General features: G+C 60.4%; 11 protein-coding genes. 3 read left to right on the forward strand and 8 right to left on the reverse strand.

The features are described from left to right. The first annotated feature begins 14 nt into the window (after positions 1 to 14). Complete coding sequence (locus J2S67_RS00090) at positions 15 to 1,445, forward strand: LLM class flavin-dependent oxidoreductase (RefSeq protein WP_239445807.1); 1,431 nt, start codon at positions 15 to 17, stop codon at positions 1,443 to 1,445. 183 nt (positions 1,446 to 1,628) lie between these two features. Here the strand turns inward: J2S67_RS00090 and purL are convergent, their stop codons facing one another. The 5 genes from purL to J2S67_RS00115 all read right to left on the reverse strand — a co-directional run bounded on the left by purL (position 1,629) and on the right by J2S67_RS00115 (position 7,273). Next, positions 1,629 to 3,935 (reverse strand): phosphoribosylformylglycinamidine synthase subunit PurL, encoded by a 2,307-nt coding sequence (gene purL / locus J2S67_RS00095; protein ID WP_310245153.1) that lies wholly within the window; start codon positions 3,933 to 3,935, stop codon positions 1,629 to 1,631. Continuing rightward, positions 3,932 to 4,693, reverse strand: coding sequence for a phosphoribosylformylglycinamidine synthase subunit PurQ (gene purQ / locus J2S67_RS00100; protein ID WP_310245155.1), 762 nt, complete (start codon positions 4,691 to 4,693; stop codon positions 3,932 to 3,934). The genes purL and purQ overlap by 4 nt, the downstream gene beginning before the upstream one ends. After that, positions 4,693 to 4,950, reverse strand: a complete 258-nt coding sequence (purS, locus tag J2S67_RS00105) for a phosphoribosylformylglycinamidine synthase subunit PurS (protein ID WP_035756569.1) — start codon at positions 4,948 to 4,950, stop codon at positions 4,693 to 4,695. Before purS ends, purQ begins: the two co-directional genes overlap by 1 nt. 112 nt (positions 4,951 to 5,062) lie before the next feature. After that, positions 5,063 to 6,403, reverse strand: coding sequence for an NADP-specific glutamate dehydrogenase (gene gdhA / locus J2S67_RS00110; RefSeq protein WP_310245162.1), 1,341 nt, complete (start codon positions 6,401 to 6,403; stop codon positions 5,063 to 5,065). A 93-nt stretch (positions 6,404 to 6,496) separates the two neighbouring features. Beyond that, positions 6,497 to 7,273, reverse strand: coding sequence for a DUF3159 domain-containing protein (locus J2S67_RS00115; RefSeq protein ID WP_310245164.1), 777 nt, complete (start codon positions 7,271 to 7,273; stop codon positions 6,497 to 6,499). Between the two features lie 70 nt (positions 7,274 to 7,343). Here J2S67_RS00115 and J2S67_RS00120 point away from each other — a divergent pair, with 70 nt between their 5' ends. Beyond that, positions 7,344 to 8,819: an FAD-binding oxidoreductase gene (locus J2S67_RS00120; protein WP_310245165.1), complete on the forward strand. Its 1,476-nt coding sequence runs from the start codon at positions 7,344 to 7,346 to the stop codon at positions 8,817 to 8,819. Positions 8,820 to 8,828: 9 nt separating this feature from the next. On the opposite strand, the gene J2S67_RS00125 is transcribed toward J2S67_RS00120, so the two are convergent. After that, entirely contained in the window at positions 8,829 to 9,878 is a 1,050-nt protein-coding gene (locus J2S67_RS00125; RefSeq protein WP_310245167.1) for a 3-methyladenine DNA glycosylase, read from the reverse strand. A gap of 51 nt (positions 9,879 to 9,929) precedes the next feature. Here J2S67_RS00125 and J2S67_RS00130 point away from each other — a divergent pair, with 51 nt between their 5' ends. Then, positions 9,930 to 11,372, forward strand: coding sequence for an aspartate ammonia-lyase (locus J2S67_RS00130; RefSeq protein ID WP_310245169.1), 1,443 nt, complete (start codon positions 9,930 to 9,932; stop codon positions 11,370 to 11,372). Positions 11,373 to 11,575: 203 nt separating this feature from the next. Here the strand turns inward: J2S67_RS00130 and J2S67_RS00135 are convergent, their stop codons facing one another. Together J2S67_RS00135 and J2S67_RS00140 are read right to left on the reverse strand one after the other, a co-directional pair. After that, the gene (locus J2S67_RS00135; protein WP_035756562.1) at positions 11,576 to 13,021 is read right to left on the reverse strand and encodes an ATP-binding protein; all 1,446 of its coding nucleotides are present in this window, start codon (positions 13,019 to 13,021) and stop codon (positions 11,576 to 11,578) included. A 126-nt stretch (positions 13,022 to 13,147) separates the two neighbouring features. Further along, a complete protein-coding gene (locus J2S67_RS00140) occupies positions 13,148 to 14,434 on the reverse strand; it encodes an aspartate kinase (RefSeq protein WP_239445816.1) in 1,287 nt (428 codons plus the stop codon). Between the last annotated feature and the right edge of the window lie 185 nt (positions 14,435 to 14,619).

Raw genomic sequence — 14,619 nt, forward strand, 5'->3', positions numbered from 1 at the left:
GGGAAAGGGTTAACATGTCGTCTGAAAAACCGATTCTTCTCAACGCTTTCGCGATGAACACGATTGGCCACCAGTCCCCGGGTTTGTGGAAGCATCCGGAAGATACCTCGCGGGATTACAACAAGCTTTCGCACTGGGTTGAGCTTGCCAGGATCCTGGAGGAGGGCCGTTTTTCCGCCCTGTTTTTGGCGGACGTGATGGGTGTGTATGACGCCTATGCGAACTCCCCGGAGACCGCGTTGCGTTCCGGTGCGCAGATCCCGTTGGCTGACCCTGCAGTGATCGTGGCGGGGATGGCTGCGGCGACGAAGAACCTCGGTTTCGGTGTCACGGCGGGCACGGCATATGAGCATCCGGTGGGGCTTGCGCGCCGCATGGCGACCCTGGACCACATCACCGGCGGTCGAGTCGGCTGGAACGTTGTGACCGGCTACCTCGAGTCCGCGGCGAAGAACTTTGGCCAGACCCGCCAGATGGAGCACGACGAACGCTACGATCACGCGGATGAATATCTCGAGGTCGTGTATAAGCTGCTTGAGGGTTCGTGGGAGGACGATGCGGTTGTAGCTGACCGCGAATCTGGTTTGTTTGTTGACCCGGCTAAGGTGCACCCGATTGAACACGAGGGCAAGTGGTTCAACGTTCCAGGTATTGCGATCACGGAGCCTTCCCGTCAACGCACCCCGGTGATCTTCCAGGCTGGCGCGTCTTCGCGCGGTATGGCTTTCGCGGGGAAGCATGCTGAGGCTGTGTTCGTTTCGCAGGCAACCAAGGAAGGCCTCGCGAAGACCGTGAAGAAAATCCGCGAAGCAACCGTGGCGGCGGGCCGTAACGCTGATGACGTCAAGATTTTCGCGATGATCACCCCGGTCGTTGGCAAGACGAACGAGGAAGCGTGGGAGAAATTCCGCGAATACCAGTCTTATGCCGATGAACAGGGAGCGTTGGCGTTGCTCGCAGGCTGGACGGGCATCGACTTGTCCGAATACCCGCTTGATGCGGTGATCGGTGAAGACGTGGAGTCCAACGCGATCCAGTCCGCGGTGAACATGTTCCAGGCGGCTTCAGGTGATTCTGATAAGCCGTGGAACGTGGGCCAGTTGGCGCGCTACATCGGCGTGGGTGGTTTCGGTCCGGTTGCCGTGGGCACCGGCCGTGAAGTTGCCGAACAGTTCCATGAATGGGTGCGTGACACCGGGGTGGATGGCTTCAACGTCGCCTACGCGGTCAAGCCTGGCACGTTCCGTGACGTGGTGGACTATGTGATTCCAGAACTCGAAGCGCTCGGCGTGTACCCGAGCGCTGAGGAAGCCGCCGACGCCACAGTTGCGTGGGATGCCGACCGCCCAGTGGAGGACCAGACGGGTTCCTCCTTGCGCCACGCACTGTTTGGTCGCGGCGACCGGCTGCCGGAGAACCATCCGGGCGCGGCTGTGCGCCGCTAGGTTGCCACGCTGGCGGGCAGGAGACAGCGCCCGCTAGCCGGGGCAGGCCGTACATTTCACGGCCGCGAATACGACATGGCTGTGGGCGCCAGGATGAACCTGGCGCCCACAGCCATCTCTTGTTATCGAAGGTGCCTGCTAGCGGTGTGCTGTAGCCGTACGGCACACCGCTAGCAACAGGCGTTAGCCGAAGTGGCGTTGCATGGTTGTGCCCCAGCCTTCGCGGATTTCGTCGAGGGTTGCACAGAACTCGCCTTGAACTTCGATCGCGTGCGAGGAAGCGTCCACGACACCCAGGCGGACGTGGGCGAAGCCGCGTGCCGCGGCCATCGCGGTGAAACGTTCCTCCTCGGAACGCGGCAGGCACACCAGCGCGCGGGCCTGCGATTCTGAGAACAGAGCGGTGAAAGCGTCAATGCCGTCACGCTGTTTGAGCTCATCCAGGTTCACGCGCACACCGACGCCGTAGCGCATCGACATCTCGACCAGCCCGGCTGCGAGGCCGCCTTCGGAGAGGTCGTGGGCGGCATCGAACATGCCGTCGCGGGAACCAGAGACCAGAAGCTGGCCCAGGGTGCGTTCCGCATCGAGGTCGACCTTCGGCGGGATACCGCCGAGGTGGTCACGCATCGCGGCGAGCTCGGAGCCATCCAGCTCATCGCGGGTCACACCAAGCAAGTAGACCGCGTTGCCGTCGTGCTCTTCACGCCAACCCGAAACCGTGCGCGCGGTGACGTCATCGAAGCGACCCATCACGCCCACAACCGGGGTCGGGTGGATCGGGGTCTCGCCGGTCTGGTTGTAGAGCGAAACGTTACCGCCGGTCACCGGAACCTGGAGTGCAAGGCAGGCATCCGAAAGCCCCTCGATCGCCTGGACCAGCTGCCACATCACATTCGGGTCCTCAGGGGAACCGAAGTTCAAGCAGTCAGTCACAGCCATCGGGGTAGCGCCGGAGGTCGCGACGTTGCGGTACGCCTCGGCCAAAGCCAGCTGAGCGCCAGCGTAGGGGTCGAGGTAGGCGTAACGGCCGTTCGCATCCGTCGCGAAACCGACACCCATACCGGTGTTCTCGTCGACGCGGATCACGCCGGCGTCGTCAGGGGAAGCCAACGCTGTGTTGCCTCCAACGTTGGAATCGAACTGCTGGGTGACCCACGTCTTATCGCACAGGTTAGGCCGCGCCATGAGCTCCAGCATCGCCTGCTTGAGGTCCTCGCCCTGCTCCGGCAGGTTCTTAGCGGCCTCGGAGCCGCGGAACGAGTCAGCCTGCAACGCATCCTGGTAGTCAGGGCGGGCGTATGGGCGGTCGTATTCAGGTCCCTCTTCAGCGGCGGTCTGCGGATCGATGTCCACAATGACCTCGCCGTTCCACGTGATGATCAGACGGGGATCCTCGGTGATCTCACCGATCCAGGAGTATTCGACACCGTAGTGCTCCAGGACCTTCTCGAACGCCTCAGCGTTCTCAGGGGTTACCACGGCCATCATGCGTTCCTGAGATTCGGACATCAGGATTTCGGATGGGTTGAGGCTCGGATCACGCAACAGCACGTCCCTGAGCTCAACGTTCATGCCCACGCCACCGTTGGAGGCGAGCTCGCTGGTCGCACACGAAATACCGGCCGCGCCGAGGTCCTGGATCGCCACAACAAGCTCGTCACGGAATAAGTCGAGGCAGCATTCGATCAGGACCTTCTCAGCGAACGGGTCACCCACCTGGACCGCTGGGCGCTTGGATGGCTTGTCTTCCTCGAAGGACGCCGAAGCCAGAACGGAGGTTCCGCCGATGCCGTCGCCGCCGGTGCGCGCACCGAACAGGACCACACGGTTGCCTTCGCCTTTCGCGTTGGCGAGGTGGATGTCCTCGTGACGCATCACGCCCACAGCGAGTGCGTTGACGAGCGGATTGCCCTGATAGACGGGATCAAACACGGTTTCGCCGCCGATGTTCGGCAGACCAAGCGAGTTACCGTAGCCGCCGATGCCCGCGACAGCCCCGTGCACCACGCGGGCAGTGTCCGGATGATCGATCGCGCCGAAACGCAGCGGGTCCATGACCGCTACAGGGCGGGCACCCATCGAGATGATGTCGCGGACGATACCGCCGATGCCGGTTGCGGCACCCTGATACGGCTCAACATAGGAAGGTGAGTTGTGGGATTCGATCTTGAACGTCACAGCCCAGCCGTCACCGAGGTCGGTCACGCCAGCGTTCTGGCCCATACCAACCAGAGTGTGCTTCTTCATCTCATCGTCAACCTTCTTACCGAAGGAGCGGAGGTGAATCTTGGAGGACTTATAGGAGGCGTGCTCGGACCACATCACGGAATAGATCGCGAGCTCGGAATCCGTGGGGCGGCGGCCCAGGATCTTCTTGATGTCCTCGTATTCGTTTTCCTTCAGCCCCAGTTCAGCCCACGGCTGCTCAACGTCTGGGGTGGATTCGGCATCAGCGACGGTATCAAGGGTGAAATCTTGGGTGGTCACTTGGCGTCCTCCACAAAGTTGCTGATCAAGGAAGTGAACACGGTCAGGCCGTCACGGCCGCGGCCATCGTCTGGTCCGAAGCCCAGCTCGACTGCGTGCTCTGGGTGAGGCATCAGACCAACCACGTTCCCGGCCTCGTTCGTGATGCCGGCGATGCCGCGGCGGGAACCGTTCGGGTTCCAGCCCTCGTAACGGAACACCACGCGGCCCTCGGCTTCGAGCATGTCGAGGGTCGCCTCGTCTGCGACGTACTGGCCGTCCTGGTTCTTCAACGGATAGACCACGCTCTGGTTCTTCTCATACAGGCGGGTCCACTTGGTTTCGTTGTTCTCAATCGTCAACGGCTGATCGCGGCGAATGAACTTGAGGTGATCGTTCTTGATCATCGAACCGGGAAGCAGGTGCGCTTCGGTGAGGATCTGGAAACCGTTACAGATACCCAGTACCGGCAGCTTCTCATCCGAGTTCGCGGCAGCGATGATGCTGTCCATCACGGGCGCGAAACGAGCGATGGCGCCCGGGCGCAGGTAGTCGCCGTAGGAGAAACCGCCAGCGATTACAACAGCCTGAACATCCTTCAGATCAGCGTCGGCGTGCCACAGGTTCACCGGCCCGCCGCCAGCCAAACGCACCGCACGGCACGCATCGCGGTCATCAAGGGTTCCGGGGAACGTGACAACACCGATCTTGACACCCGAATCCGGGTAGGTGTCCACGGAATTATCAACCAAGAAAGGGAAATCAGTGGTGCGCGGCATTACTGACCGTCCTCAACCACAGCCACGTTGACAACGTCTTCGATGACCGGGTTGGACAGCAGGGTCTCAGCGGCTTCGCGAGCTGCTGCCAAAGTATCTTCTGTCACTTCACCGTCCACGGTCAGTTCAAAACGCTTGCCCTGACGGACTTCGCTGAACTGGGTGAAACCGAGGCGAGGGAACGCACCGAGAATAGCTTTACCCTGCGGGTCCAGAATCTCGGGCTTGGGCATGACGTCAACGACGATCCGGGCCATGATGTGGGATCTCCTGAGATGGCAGTTTCTTGCCGCGAGCACACAGAAATGGTGCTTGCGCACTTGCCTCTCTATCTTATCCGTTTAGGAACACGCGTGGGGTGGGCTCCCGCTAGATGATGCCTTGGTTGAGCATCGCGGTTGCGACACGGCTGAAACCGGCTACGTTCGCGCCGAAAACATAGTCGCCGTCGCGACCGTACTTATCCGCTGATTCGAGGCAGGTTTCGTGGATGTCTTCCATGATCTCGGTGAGACGCTGGACCGTGTAGTCGAACGTCCAAGAGTCACGGGAGGCGTTCTGCTGCATCTCAAGCGCGGAGGTCGCAACGCCGCCGGCGTTCGCGGCCTTACCTGGGCCGAAGAGCACCTTCGCGTCACGGAAAGCCGCCACCGCATCGGGGGTTGACGGCATGTTCGCGCCCTCGGAAACCGCTTTGACACCGTTACGGATCAGGGTGTGGGCGTCACGGCCGTTGAGCTCGTTCTGGGTTGCGCACGGCAAGGCGACGTCGGTTGGCAGGTCCCAGATGGAGCCGTCAGTGACAACGCGGGCGCCGTTGCCGCGGCGTTCGGCGTAATCAGAGATGCGGCCGCGCTCCACTTCCTTGACCTGCTTGATCAGGTCAACATCGATCCCGTTCGGGTCATAAACATAACCCGAGGAATCCGAGCATGCCTGCACGGTGGCACCCAGCATCTGGGACTTCTGCATCGCATAGATCGCGACGTTACCGGAACCGGACACGGTCACTTTCGCGCCGTCGAAAGATTCACCACGGGTTTTCAGCATGGACTCCGCGAAGATCACGGCACCGTAGCCGGTCGCTTCCGTGCGGGCGCGAGACCCACCCCACAGCAACGCCTTACCGGTCAGGACACCGGACTCATAAGCGTTAGTCATGCGGCGGTACTGGCCGAACATGTAGCCGATTTCGCGGGCACCCACACCGATGTCACCAGCCGGGACGTCAGTGTACTGTCCGATGTGGGAAGCCAGCTCAGTCATAAACGACTGGCAGAAACGCATGACCTCCGCATCGGACTTCCCGTGCGGATCAAAGTCAGAGCCACCCTTACCGCCGCCGATAGGCATACCGGTCAGTGAGTTCTTGAAGATCTGCTCGAAGCCCAAGAACTTGATGATGCCGATGTTCACCGAAGGGTGGAAACGCAAACCACCCTTATACGGGCCAAGTGCCGAGTTGTATTGCACACGGAAGCCACGGTTGATCTGCACCTGGCCGTTGTCATCAACCCACGGCACACGGAAGATGATCTGACGCTCCGGCTCACACAACCGCTGCATGATCCCGTACTCCATGAGCTCGGGGTGCTGTTTGACGACTGGGCCGAGGGAATCGAAAACCTCTGCAACTGCTTGGTGGAACTCTGGTTCGCCAGGGTTGCGGCGAAGTACGTCAGCGTATGCATCCTCTAGCTGTGGTTCCACAGTTCCTCCTGAAATCGTGTTGCGGCTTCCCAGTCTAGAAAAATTTGTGCGCTCGCCGGTTTTTTATTTCTTAACGTCTGGGAATGTGAAGGCTCAGGACAAACCGTCTGGAAATCGTGTATAGGGCTGCGGTGAGGCGTCGGTTTCTGGCTCGGTTCTGGTGCTGTTTCGCGGCTCAGATTGTCCCGTGTTCTCTTCCGCGGTTTGTCCAGGGTGCGCAACTTGTGGGTGGCGGATTCCGGGGTGGGTTTTCGGGATGGATCCGAACAGCATCCAGCCGGATGCGATGAGGCTGAGCGCGAAGAGCGGGTAGCTCAGCAGGATGTGGGCCACCGAGAGCCCGATGACGTGGCCGGTAGCCCAGAAGTAGCCGAGCACGATGACGCGGACACCGTATTGGGCGACCCAGAACCATGATGCGCGGTTGTAGGCGCGTAGGATCACGGGGTCCTTACGCCACGTGGTTTTGGTTCCGAGCAGTGCCCCGAGCACGATCCCAAGGAACGGCCAACGGACCATGATGGAGGCTATCCAGGCCAGCATCGAGGCCGCGTTGGAAAGCAGCCGCAACAGGAAGAAGTCCACGGCGTTGCCGGTATAGACCGCAACCGCGGCGGATGCGACCACGGCGAGCAACCCGAAAATGACGGAGGTCAGTCTGCGGCGTTGATAGAGCGCGAAGCCAGCGATGATGAGGCCGGACAGGGTCGCCGCCGCGCCCCCGATGACGATGTCGTTGCCGCTGAGCATCCACGCGAGCACGAACACAACCGGCGGGATGGTCGCCTCGATCGCAGGGCGCGCACCACCGAGCAGCTGAAGCAGGGACTCTGAGTTGGCGTGTTCGGCGCGCTCTGGTGGGGTGGGCATAAGCGCTAGTCTAGTTTCCGACCAGTGTGTGTCCTGGCTCATACCCAAGTTGTAGGGAAGGTGAGGTTTCATGGGCGAGGTGGCTCCGGCATCGGAGGCAACTGTTTCTGCATCTGCAGCTGTTTCGCAGGCGCCGTCGATTTCACAGACGGCCCTGGATTCTCTGCGGGAGGCGATGTGCGGCGGCATCGCGACGGATGAGCCGACCTTGCGTGCGTACTCGATTGACCGTTCGGGTGTTGAGCCGGATGGTGTTCCGGTTGCGGTGGTGTGGCCGGAAACGACAGAGCAGGTTCAGTCGGCGTTGCGCTGGGCTTCCGAGCATGGTGTAAGTGTGGTTCCGCGGGGTGCTGGCACGGGTCTGGCGGGGTCTGCGACGGCAGGCGCAGGCTCGCTTGTGGTGTGCCTGGAGCGCATGAATAAGGTCCTTGAAGTTTCGGCGGATGACCGTTTGGCGGTGGTTCAGCCGGGCATCTTGAACGATGAGCTCAACGCGGTGCTACACAAGGATGGTTTGTGGTGGCCGCCGGATCCGGCGTCGAAAGCGATCTCCACGGTGGGCGGGAACATCGCGGCGAATGCTGGCGGGTTTTTGTGCGCTAAATATGGCGTGACGCAGCAGTGGGTTTTGGGGCTCACGGTGGTTTTGGCGGATGGCCGTGTGGTGTCGATGGGGCGGCGCACCGTCAAGGGTGTTTCAGGATATGACGTCACCTCGATGCTGATCGGTTCCGAGGGCACGCTGGGGATCATCGTCGAGTGTGTTCTGAAGGTGCGGCCGCTACAGTCCGCTGAGGTTGCCACGCTGGTTGCGGTGTGTGATTCGGCGGTGGATGCCGCAGCTGCCGCGAGCGCTGTGACGGCGGCGCATCTTCAACCGGCGATGATGGAGCTACTCGATGAGGTGACCTCGGCCGCGGTGGTGGGGCACTTGGTTGCTACGGATGAGGCGTTCGTGGACCCTACCGAGGGCAGGCCGGCGTCGCTGCTTTTGGTACAGACCGATGGCTTGGGTGCCGAAGCAGAGTTGGCTCAGGTGCACGATGCGGTGGCTGGTTTCGCCCGTCACGTGCGGGTTGCGCAGAGCGATGCCGAGACCGAAGCGCTGATCGGTATGCGGCGGGCCGTGTTCCCTGCGATTGAACGCATGGGCGGTAGCGTCTTGGTTGAGGACATCGCTGTTCCGCGGACCAGGATGGCGGAGGCGTTCACTCGGATGCGTGAGATTGAACGGAAGTATGGGGTTGCGTTGCCGAGCGCGGCCCACGCCGGTGATGGCAATATGCATCCGGTGTTCGTGTTTGAACCGGTTGCGGGTGAGACGGGGCTGGACGCAGTTCCGACTCACGTGTGGGAAGCCGCCGACGAAGTGTTCAGTGTTGCCCTCGAGATGGGCGGAACGCTCACCGGCGAACACGGTGTGGGCTTGCTGAAGAAACGCTTCCTGCCCGAGGAGCTCGGCGCAGATCAGACGGAACTGCAGCAACAGTTGCGGAAGGTCTTCGACCCGCAAGGGATCATGAACCCCGGCAAGGTCCTCGACTAGGCAGCTCGACTAGGCGGCACTTGCGCGGATCGTGGCGACCGCATCGAGCCCTCGCTGACGTAGCTGCTGGGAGCGTTCAGAGAATGCGCGTTGCCGTTCAACATATTCGGCCTTGCCATGCGGGGTTTCGATCCGGATGGGTTCGAAGCCCCATTCGCTCAAGTCATAGGGTGAGGCCTGCATGTCCATGATGCGGGTCTGCCACGCGAGCTCGAAAGCGTCCATGATGAGCCCCGAATCCACGAGTGGCGCGAGCTTATACAGCCACTTATAAACGTCCATCCCGGCGTGCAAACATCCGGGCTGTTCAAGCTCAACCTGCCGCTCCCGCGTGGGGGTGAGCTGGTTCAGCCCGCGAGCTTGCGGGGCATAAAACCGGAACGCATCAAAATGCGTGCACCGGATCTGGTGAGCCTCAACCACCCCATCCGTGCCGGTGGAACCTAGCCGCAGGGGAACATAGTCGTGACGAACACCGTTCTCTTCCGACTTATACGCCATAGCCCACTCGTGCAAACCAAAACACGAAAAACTCCCCGGACGCCCCGCTACCGCACTGAAGATCGTGTCCGCGAAGTCCACCATCCGGCCCCGTGTCGCCACGAATTCCGCGGCATCCACCGTAACGCCCGGTCGCCCGCTGCCATCAGCATCCTCAATCACCGTATAAAAACGCCACCCAGACCGCTCAGCAACCGCATCGTCCCCTAACAGCACCACGCCGGGGCCGGGATGCCAACGTTCCAGCTGTGCCGGCGGGAACGAGTAATACGTGAACAAGAAGTCATAAACCGGGTGGGTCTGCTGCCGCGCTCGCCGTTGCCGGAACGGCTCGGTGTATGCGCGGGCGCGTTCGGCGTGAGCGTGCTCGCGGGCACGCCACTGGTCAGGATAGAGCAAGGTGGGCATACATCCATTGTGGACGATGCGGCCCCGGCCAGCGCTCGCGGCAACTGCCAGCGGATGCGAGGAGGCCAGCGGGTGCCACGAAGCCGGCGCTTGCAGGTGTAGCCAGCGGGTGCGGATGCGGTCGATTGCGTGGTGTCTGCGTAGACTCATCAGTTGGTATCAGTTGTTGCAAACCGTTGGTTTGCGGTTCTCAGGAGCACCATGTCGTTTTTGCCTCTGACGGCCCCTGCCGAGTTGCGGGCCGCGCTTGAATCCACCGAAACCCGCACCGAGAAGGATTCGCTGGGGACACGTGAAGTCCCGGCGGAGGTTTTGTGGGGTATTTCCACGTTGCGGGCGGTCGAGAACTTCCCGATCACGGGCCGCACCGTGGGGCAGATCCGGGAGCTTGTGTGGGCTTTGGGTGCTGTGAAGCTCGCGGCTGCCCGGGCTAATCACGAGTTGGGTCGGCTTGATGATGCCCGTTGCGAGGCGATCGAGGCCGCGGCCCAAGAGGTCATGGACGGTAAGTGGGATTCGCAGTTTGTGATCGACCGTGTCCAGGGTGGTGCGGGAACCTCAACGAACATGAACGCGAACGAGGTTATTGCGCACCGTGCCCAGCAGATCATCGGGGATGATTCGATTGTGATCAACCCGATCGATCACGTCAACGCCGCCCAGTCCACTAACGATGTGTACCCGTCCGCGCTGAAACTTGCGCTGCATTGGGCGATGCGTGGGCTCATCGAAGAGGTTGGGTTGCTCGCCGAATCCTTCGGGAAGAAGGCTCAAGAGTTCGCGGAGATCACCAAGATCGGCCGCACCCAGCTCCAGGATGCCGTCCCGATGACGTTGGGCCAGGAGTTCGGTGCGTTCGCGGATGCGATGCGTGAAGACGTCGTGATGCTCACTAACTTCATTCCGCATCTGCTGGAACTCAACCTGGGTGCCACCGCGATCGGTACCGGGATTACGGCGCCGGTGGGGTATCGCGAGCTTGTGCTTAAGCACCTGCAGCAGATCACTAAGAACAACGTGATCGGTGCTCGTAACCTGGTTGAGGCGACCTCGGATACGGGTGTTTTCGTGCTCGTATCCGGTGGGTTGAAGCGTACCGCGATCAAGCTTTCCAAGATCTGTAATGACCTGCGTTTGCTTTCATCCGGCCCGCAGGCTGGCTTGAATGAGATCAACTTGCCGCCAGCGCAGGCGGGTTCTTCGATCATGCCGGGCAAGGTCAACCCGGTGATCCCGGAGGTCGTGAACCAGGTTGCGTTCCGCGTGGTCGGTGCTGATACCACGGTTGCGATGGCGGTTGAGGCGGGTCAGATGCAGCTCAACGCTTTCGAACCCGTGATGGCTGATGTGTTGTTCGATGCGATCGATTCCCTGCGTGCAGCATGTGCGACGTTGCGGTTGCGTTGCGTGGACGGGATCGAGGCGAACGAGGACGTGCTTTCGCGGCGTGTGGCTGAGTCCGTGTCCGTGGTGACTGCGCTTTCGCCGCTGATCGGCTACGAACGCTCCGCTGACCTCATGAAACAGGCGCTCGAAGAGAACGCGTCCATCATTGACCTCGCGGTTCAAGAAGGCGTGCTCGATGAAGCCACCATTCGCCGCGCGATTGCCGATGCGACGGGCCACACCCAAACCGTGGAATAAAGCGCGCCCTCAACGACGATGCGGTGGGCGCGTTCACGGATCGCGCCGAGGCTACGTTCACGGAGGGCTGAGGCTACGTGGAGCAACGCTAGCGGGCTCATGCTTGAGCTTCCCACTAACTTCCCACTCAACATAACACTGTGGGAAGTTAGTGGGAAGTTAAGTGGGAAGCTCGGTAATGCCGGGCCTTCTTGGCTGAATGACTATGTTTTGATCCGGTAGCGTTGGCGCGGGCTTCGCAGCGGTTCAGTGCGCTCGACGGCACCCTCGGCGATGAGTTCGTTCACTGCTTTTTGGACTGCTGTACGGCTTAGTTTTGTGCTCTTGACGAGCTCAGCTGTGGAGGCAGAGACTTGGCTCTTGAGAGCGGTGAGCACTTGGTCAAAGGCGCTTGCATACCGCTCTTTCTCCGCGACTCTTCGCCGGTGGAAAATAATGGTGAAGCTGTCTAGCCGGTTGATGTACTCAGGTGGCGGCATGAGAGCATCAGCGAGTGAGCGTTGAATGACTGCGATTCCCGTGCCCCTGTTTTCAGCAACGACACCTGCCGCGCCATCATCGTCGTGAAACTTCACGTCTTCGAGGAATGCAGAGAGCCGTTGGTTTCTAGTCGAGCTCACTCCTGGTTTCCCTAAGTTTCTAACGGTAACGCCTCCATATAGTCCTCCTGGACTGGTGATTTCGAGGCGATCAACGAACATGTTGATCTGTACCTGGCTACCTTGCGCGAGCGGTGAGTAATCGCGATGCATGAGTGCATTCACAAGAGCTTCGCGTACCGCGACAGGCGGATAGTCTGGCAAATCTGAGCGGTACTTTTCGCCGATGAGCGCGGCAGTGCGCATGTTTTTTCTGACGACTTCAATTCCTTCATCAACGAGCTCCGGAATGGTGCCGGTGAAAGTCTTGCTGTCTAGGAGACGGATCCCCTCGGTAACAGAGCCCTTGGTTGTTCCAGGGAAGTTAGCAAATGTCACCGTAAGGCGCGGATAAAATTCCTGCGGATATTCGCCCATGACAAGCAATGACGCCAGGGTTGGGTGTCCGTCTTTGAGGATACGCAAGCGTTTCATCGCGGTTTCGATGCCATCGTTGAAGGTTTTGGGACGACGCTTGCGTTGAACGCTCAGGTAGGCGTTCACGGTGCCCGAATGCAGGTCTTCAGGTTGCGCATCTGTGACTGACTGTTCGTCCCATTTAGGTTGGGTTCGCTCCTCAACGAGGCGGTCGACTTCGTATTGCGTAAGCCGTATGTCACCGTCGCCAACCCGTATATAGCTACCGCCATATTTTCCCTGGTCAGTTACGTAGCAAGGTTTGTCTTCGGAGGTCATTTCACTGACTTCCGCTACAACAACTAAGGAGTTCTCAAAGGGCACTGTGTCGATGAGCGGACGCACTGGGGGTGTGGTTTGGGCGCATCGGGTTTCTAGCGCGTCCTGAGCTTTTGCGGCATCGAAGCCCTCCACCGGCAAGAAGCCGTTTGACTCATCGAGCCCCAGGATGATGAGGCCGCCGTTTGCGTTCGCGAACGCGCTGAGAGTTTCGCGAATTGACTTGCCCACACTGCTCTTGACCTCGGTTGGCTGGTTGTCTGTTCCAACCAACCGCAGTGTGTGGACGATTGTCTCTAAGTGTTCGGTGTCCATCGAGTGCTCACTAACTTCCCACTTAACTTCCCACTCAACATAACACTGTGGGAAGTTAAGTGGGAAGCTTCTGGGAAGTTCTTAAGAGCGCGCGAGAACCGAACCGCGCGGCGAGCGGCAGGGAGCTTAGCGGCCTGTGCCGCCGTAGACCGTGGCTTCCTGTTCGGTGTCGAGTCCGAATGCGGTGTGGATCGCCTCGACAGCTTTGGTGAGTTTGTCTTCGTGGGTCACGATCGAGATGCGGATCTCCGAAGTGGAGATCAGGTCAACGTTGATGCCGGCCTCGTGCAGGGCGCGGAAGAACGTCGCGGAGACGCCCGCGTTGGAGCGCATCGCTGCGCCAACCAGGGAGACCTTACCGATCTTGTTGTCTTGTTCGATGTCCTCAAAACCGATCTCGGTCTGGGCTTCACGCAACGCGGTCACCACGCGGTCGCCTTGAGTCTTCGGTACGGTGAACGTGATGTCAGTCTTGCCGGAGCCTGCGGTGGAGACGTTCTGGACGATCATGTCCACGTTCGTATCCGCCTGGGCGATGACCTCAAAAATGTGGGCGGCCTTACCCGGGATGTCTGGGACGCCGATCACGGTGACTTTCTCCTCGGAGAGGTCATGAGCTACGCCGGCAACAATCGGTTGTTCCAATGGTTCCCCCTCCGGGAGTTGGATCTTGTCAGAAGCGTCAGGGACAATCCAGGTCCCCTCATTGTGGCTAAAGGACGAACGCACGTGAATCGGGATACCGAAACGCCGCGCATACTCAACGCAGCGCAAATGCAGGATCTTCGAGCCGTGCGCGGCAAGCTCCAGCATCTCCTCGCTCGAGAGCGTATCGAGCTTCCGCGCATGGTGAACCACGCGCGGATCAGCAGTGAAGACGCCGTCCACATCCGTGTAAATCTCGCACACATCGGCATCAAGGGCCGCAGCGAGCGCAACCGCGGTCGTGTCAGAACCGCCGCGGCCCATCGTCGTAATGTTCTTCGATTCCTTCGACATGCCCTGGAAGCCAGCCACGATCGCGACTGAACCGAGCTCAACCGCGCGGCGGACACGCGCAGGGGAGACCTCGACGATGCGGGCCGAACCGTGCAGTGCGTCAGTGATCATCCCGGCCTGCGAACCGGTGAAGGAGACAGCTTTGCCGCCTGCCGCTTCGATCGCCATAGCGAGCAGAGCCATGGACATGCGTTCGCCAGCGGACAGCAACATGTCCATTTCGCGGGCGGGTGCCTTGTCAGTGATTTCGGCGGCCAGATCCAACAGCTCATCAGTCGTGTCACCCATCGCGGAAACAACAACGACAACATCGTTGCCGGCTTCGCGGGTTTCCAACACACGGGCGGCGACTCGCTTAATACCTGCGGCATCCGCAACGGAAGAGCCGCCGTATTTCTGCACGATCAGAGCCATGAGCGCCTTTCGCTAGTCGATGGGTGCGCCTAAGCCATGCCGGCACCCCAGGGAAGTGTTGTGTTTCAGCCTACGGTGCGCAGGCATGGCACACACAATAAGTGACGCGCGTTGCAGCGGGTATCGTAAGAACATCAAGTGTGACGCATGCAACAGAGGTTAAATGGGTGACGAGTCAAATATTT

Source organism: Pseudoglutamicibacter albus (assembly GCF_031458175.1).
Classification (GTDB): Bacteria; Actinomycetota; Actinomycetes; order Actinomycetales; family Micrococcaceae; genus Pseudoglutamicibacter; species Pseudoglutamicibacter albus.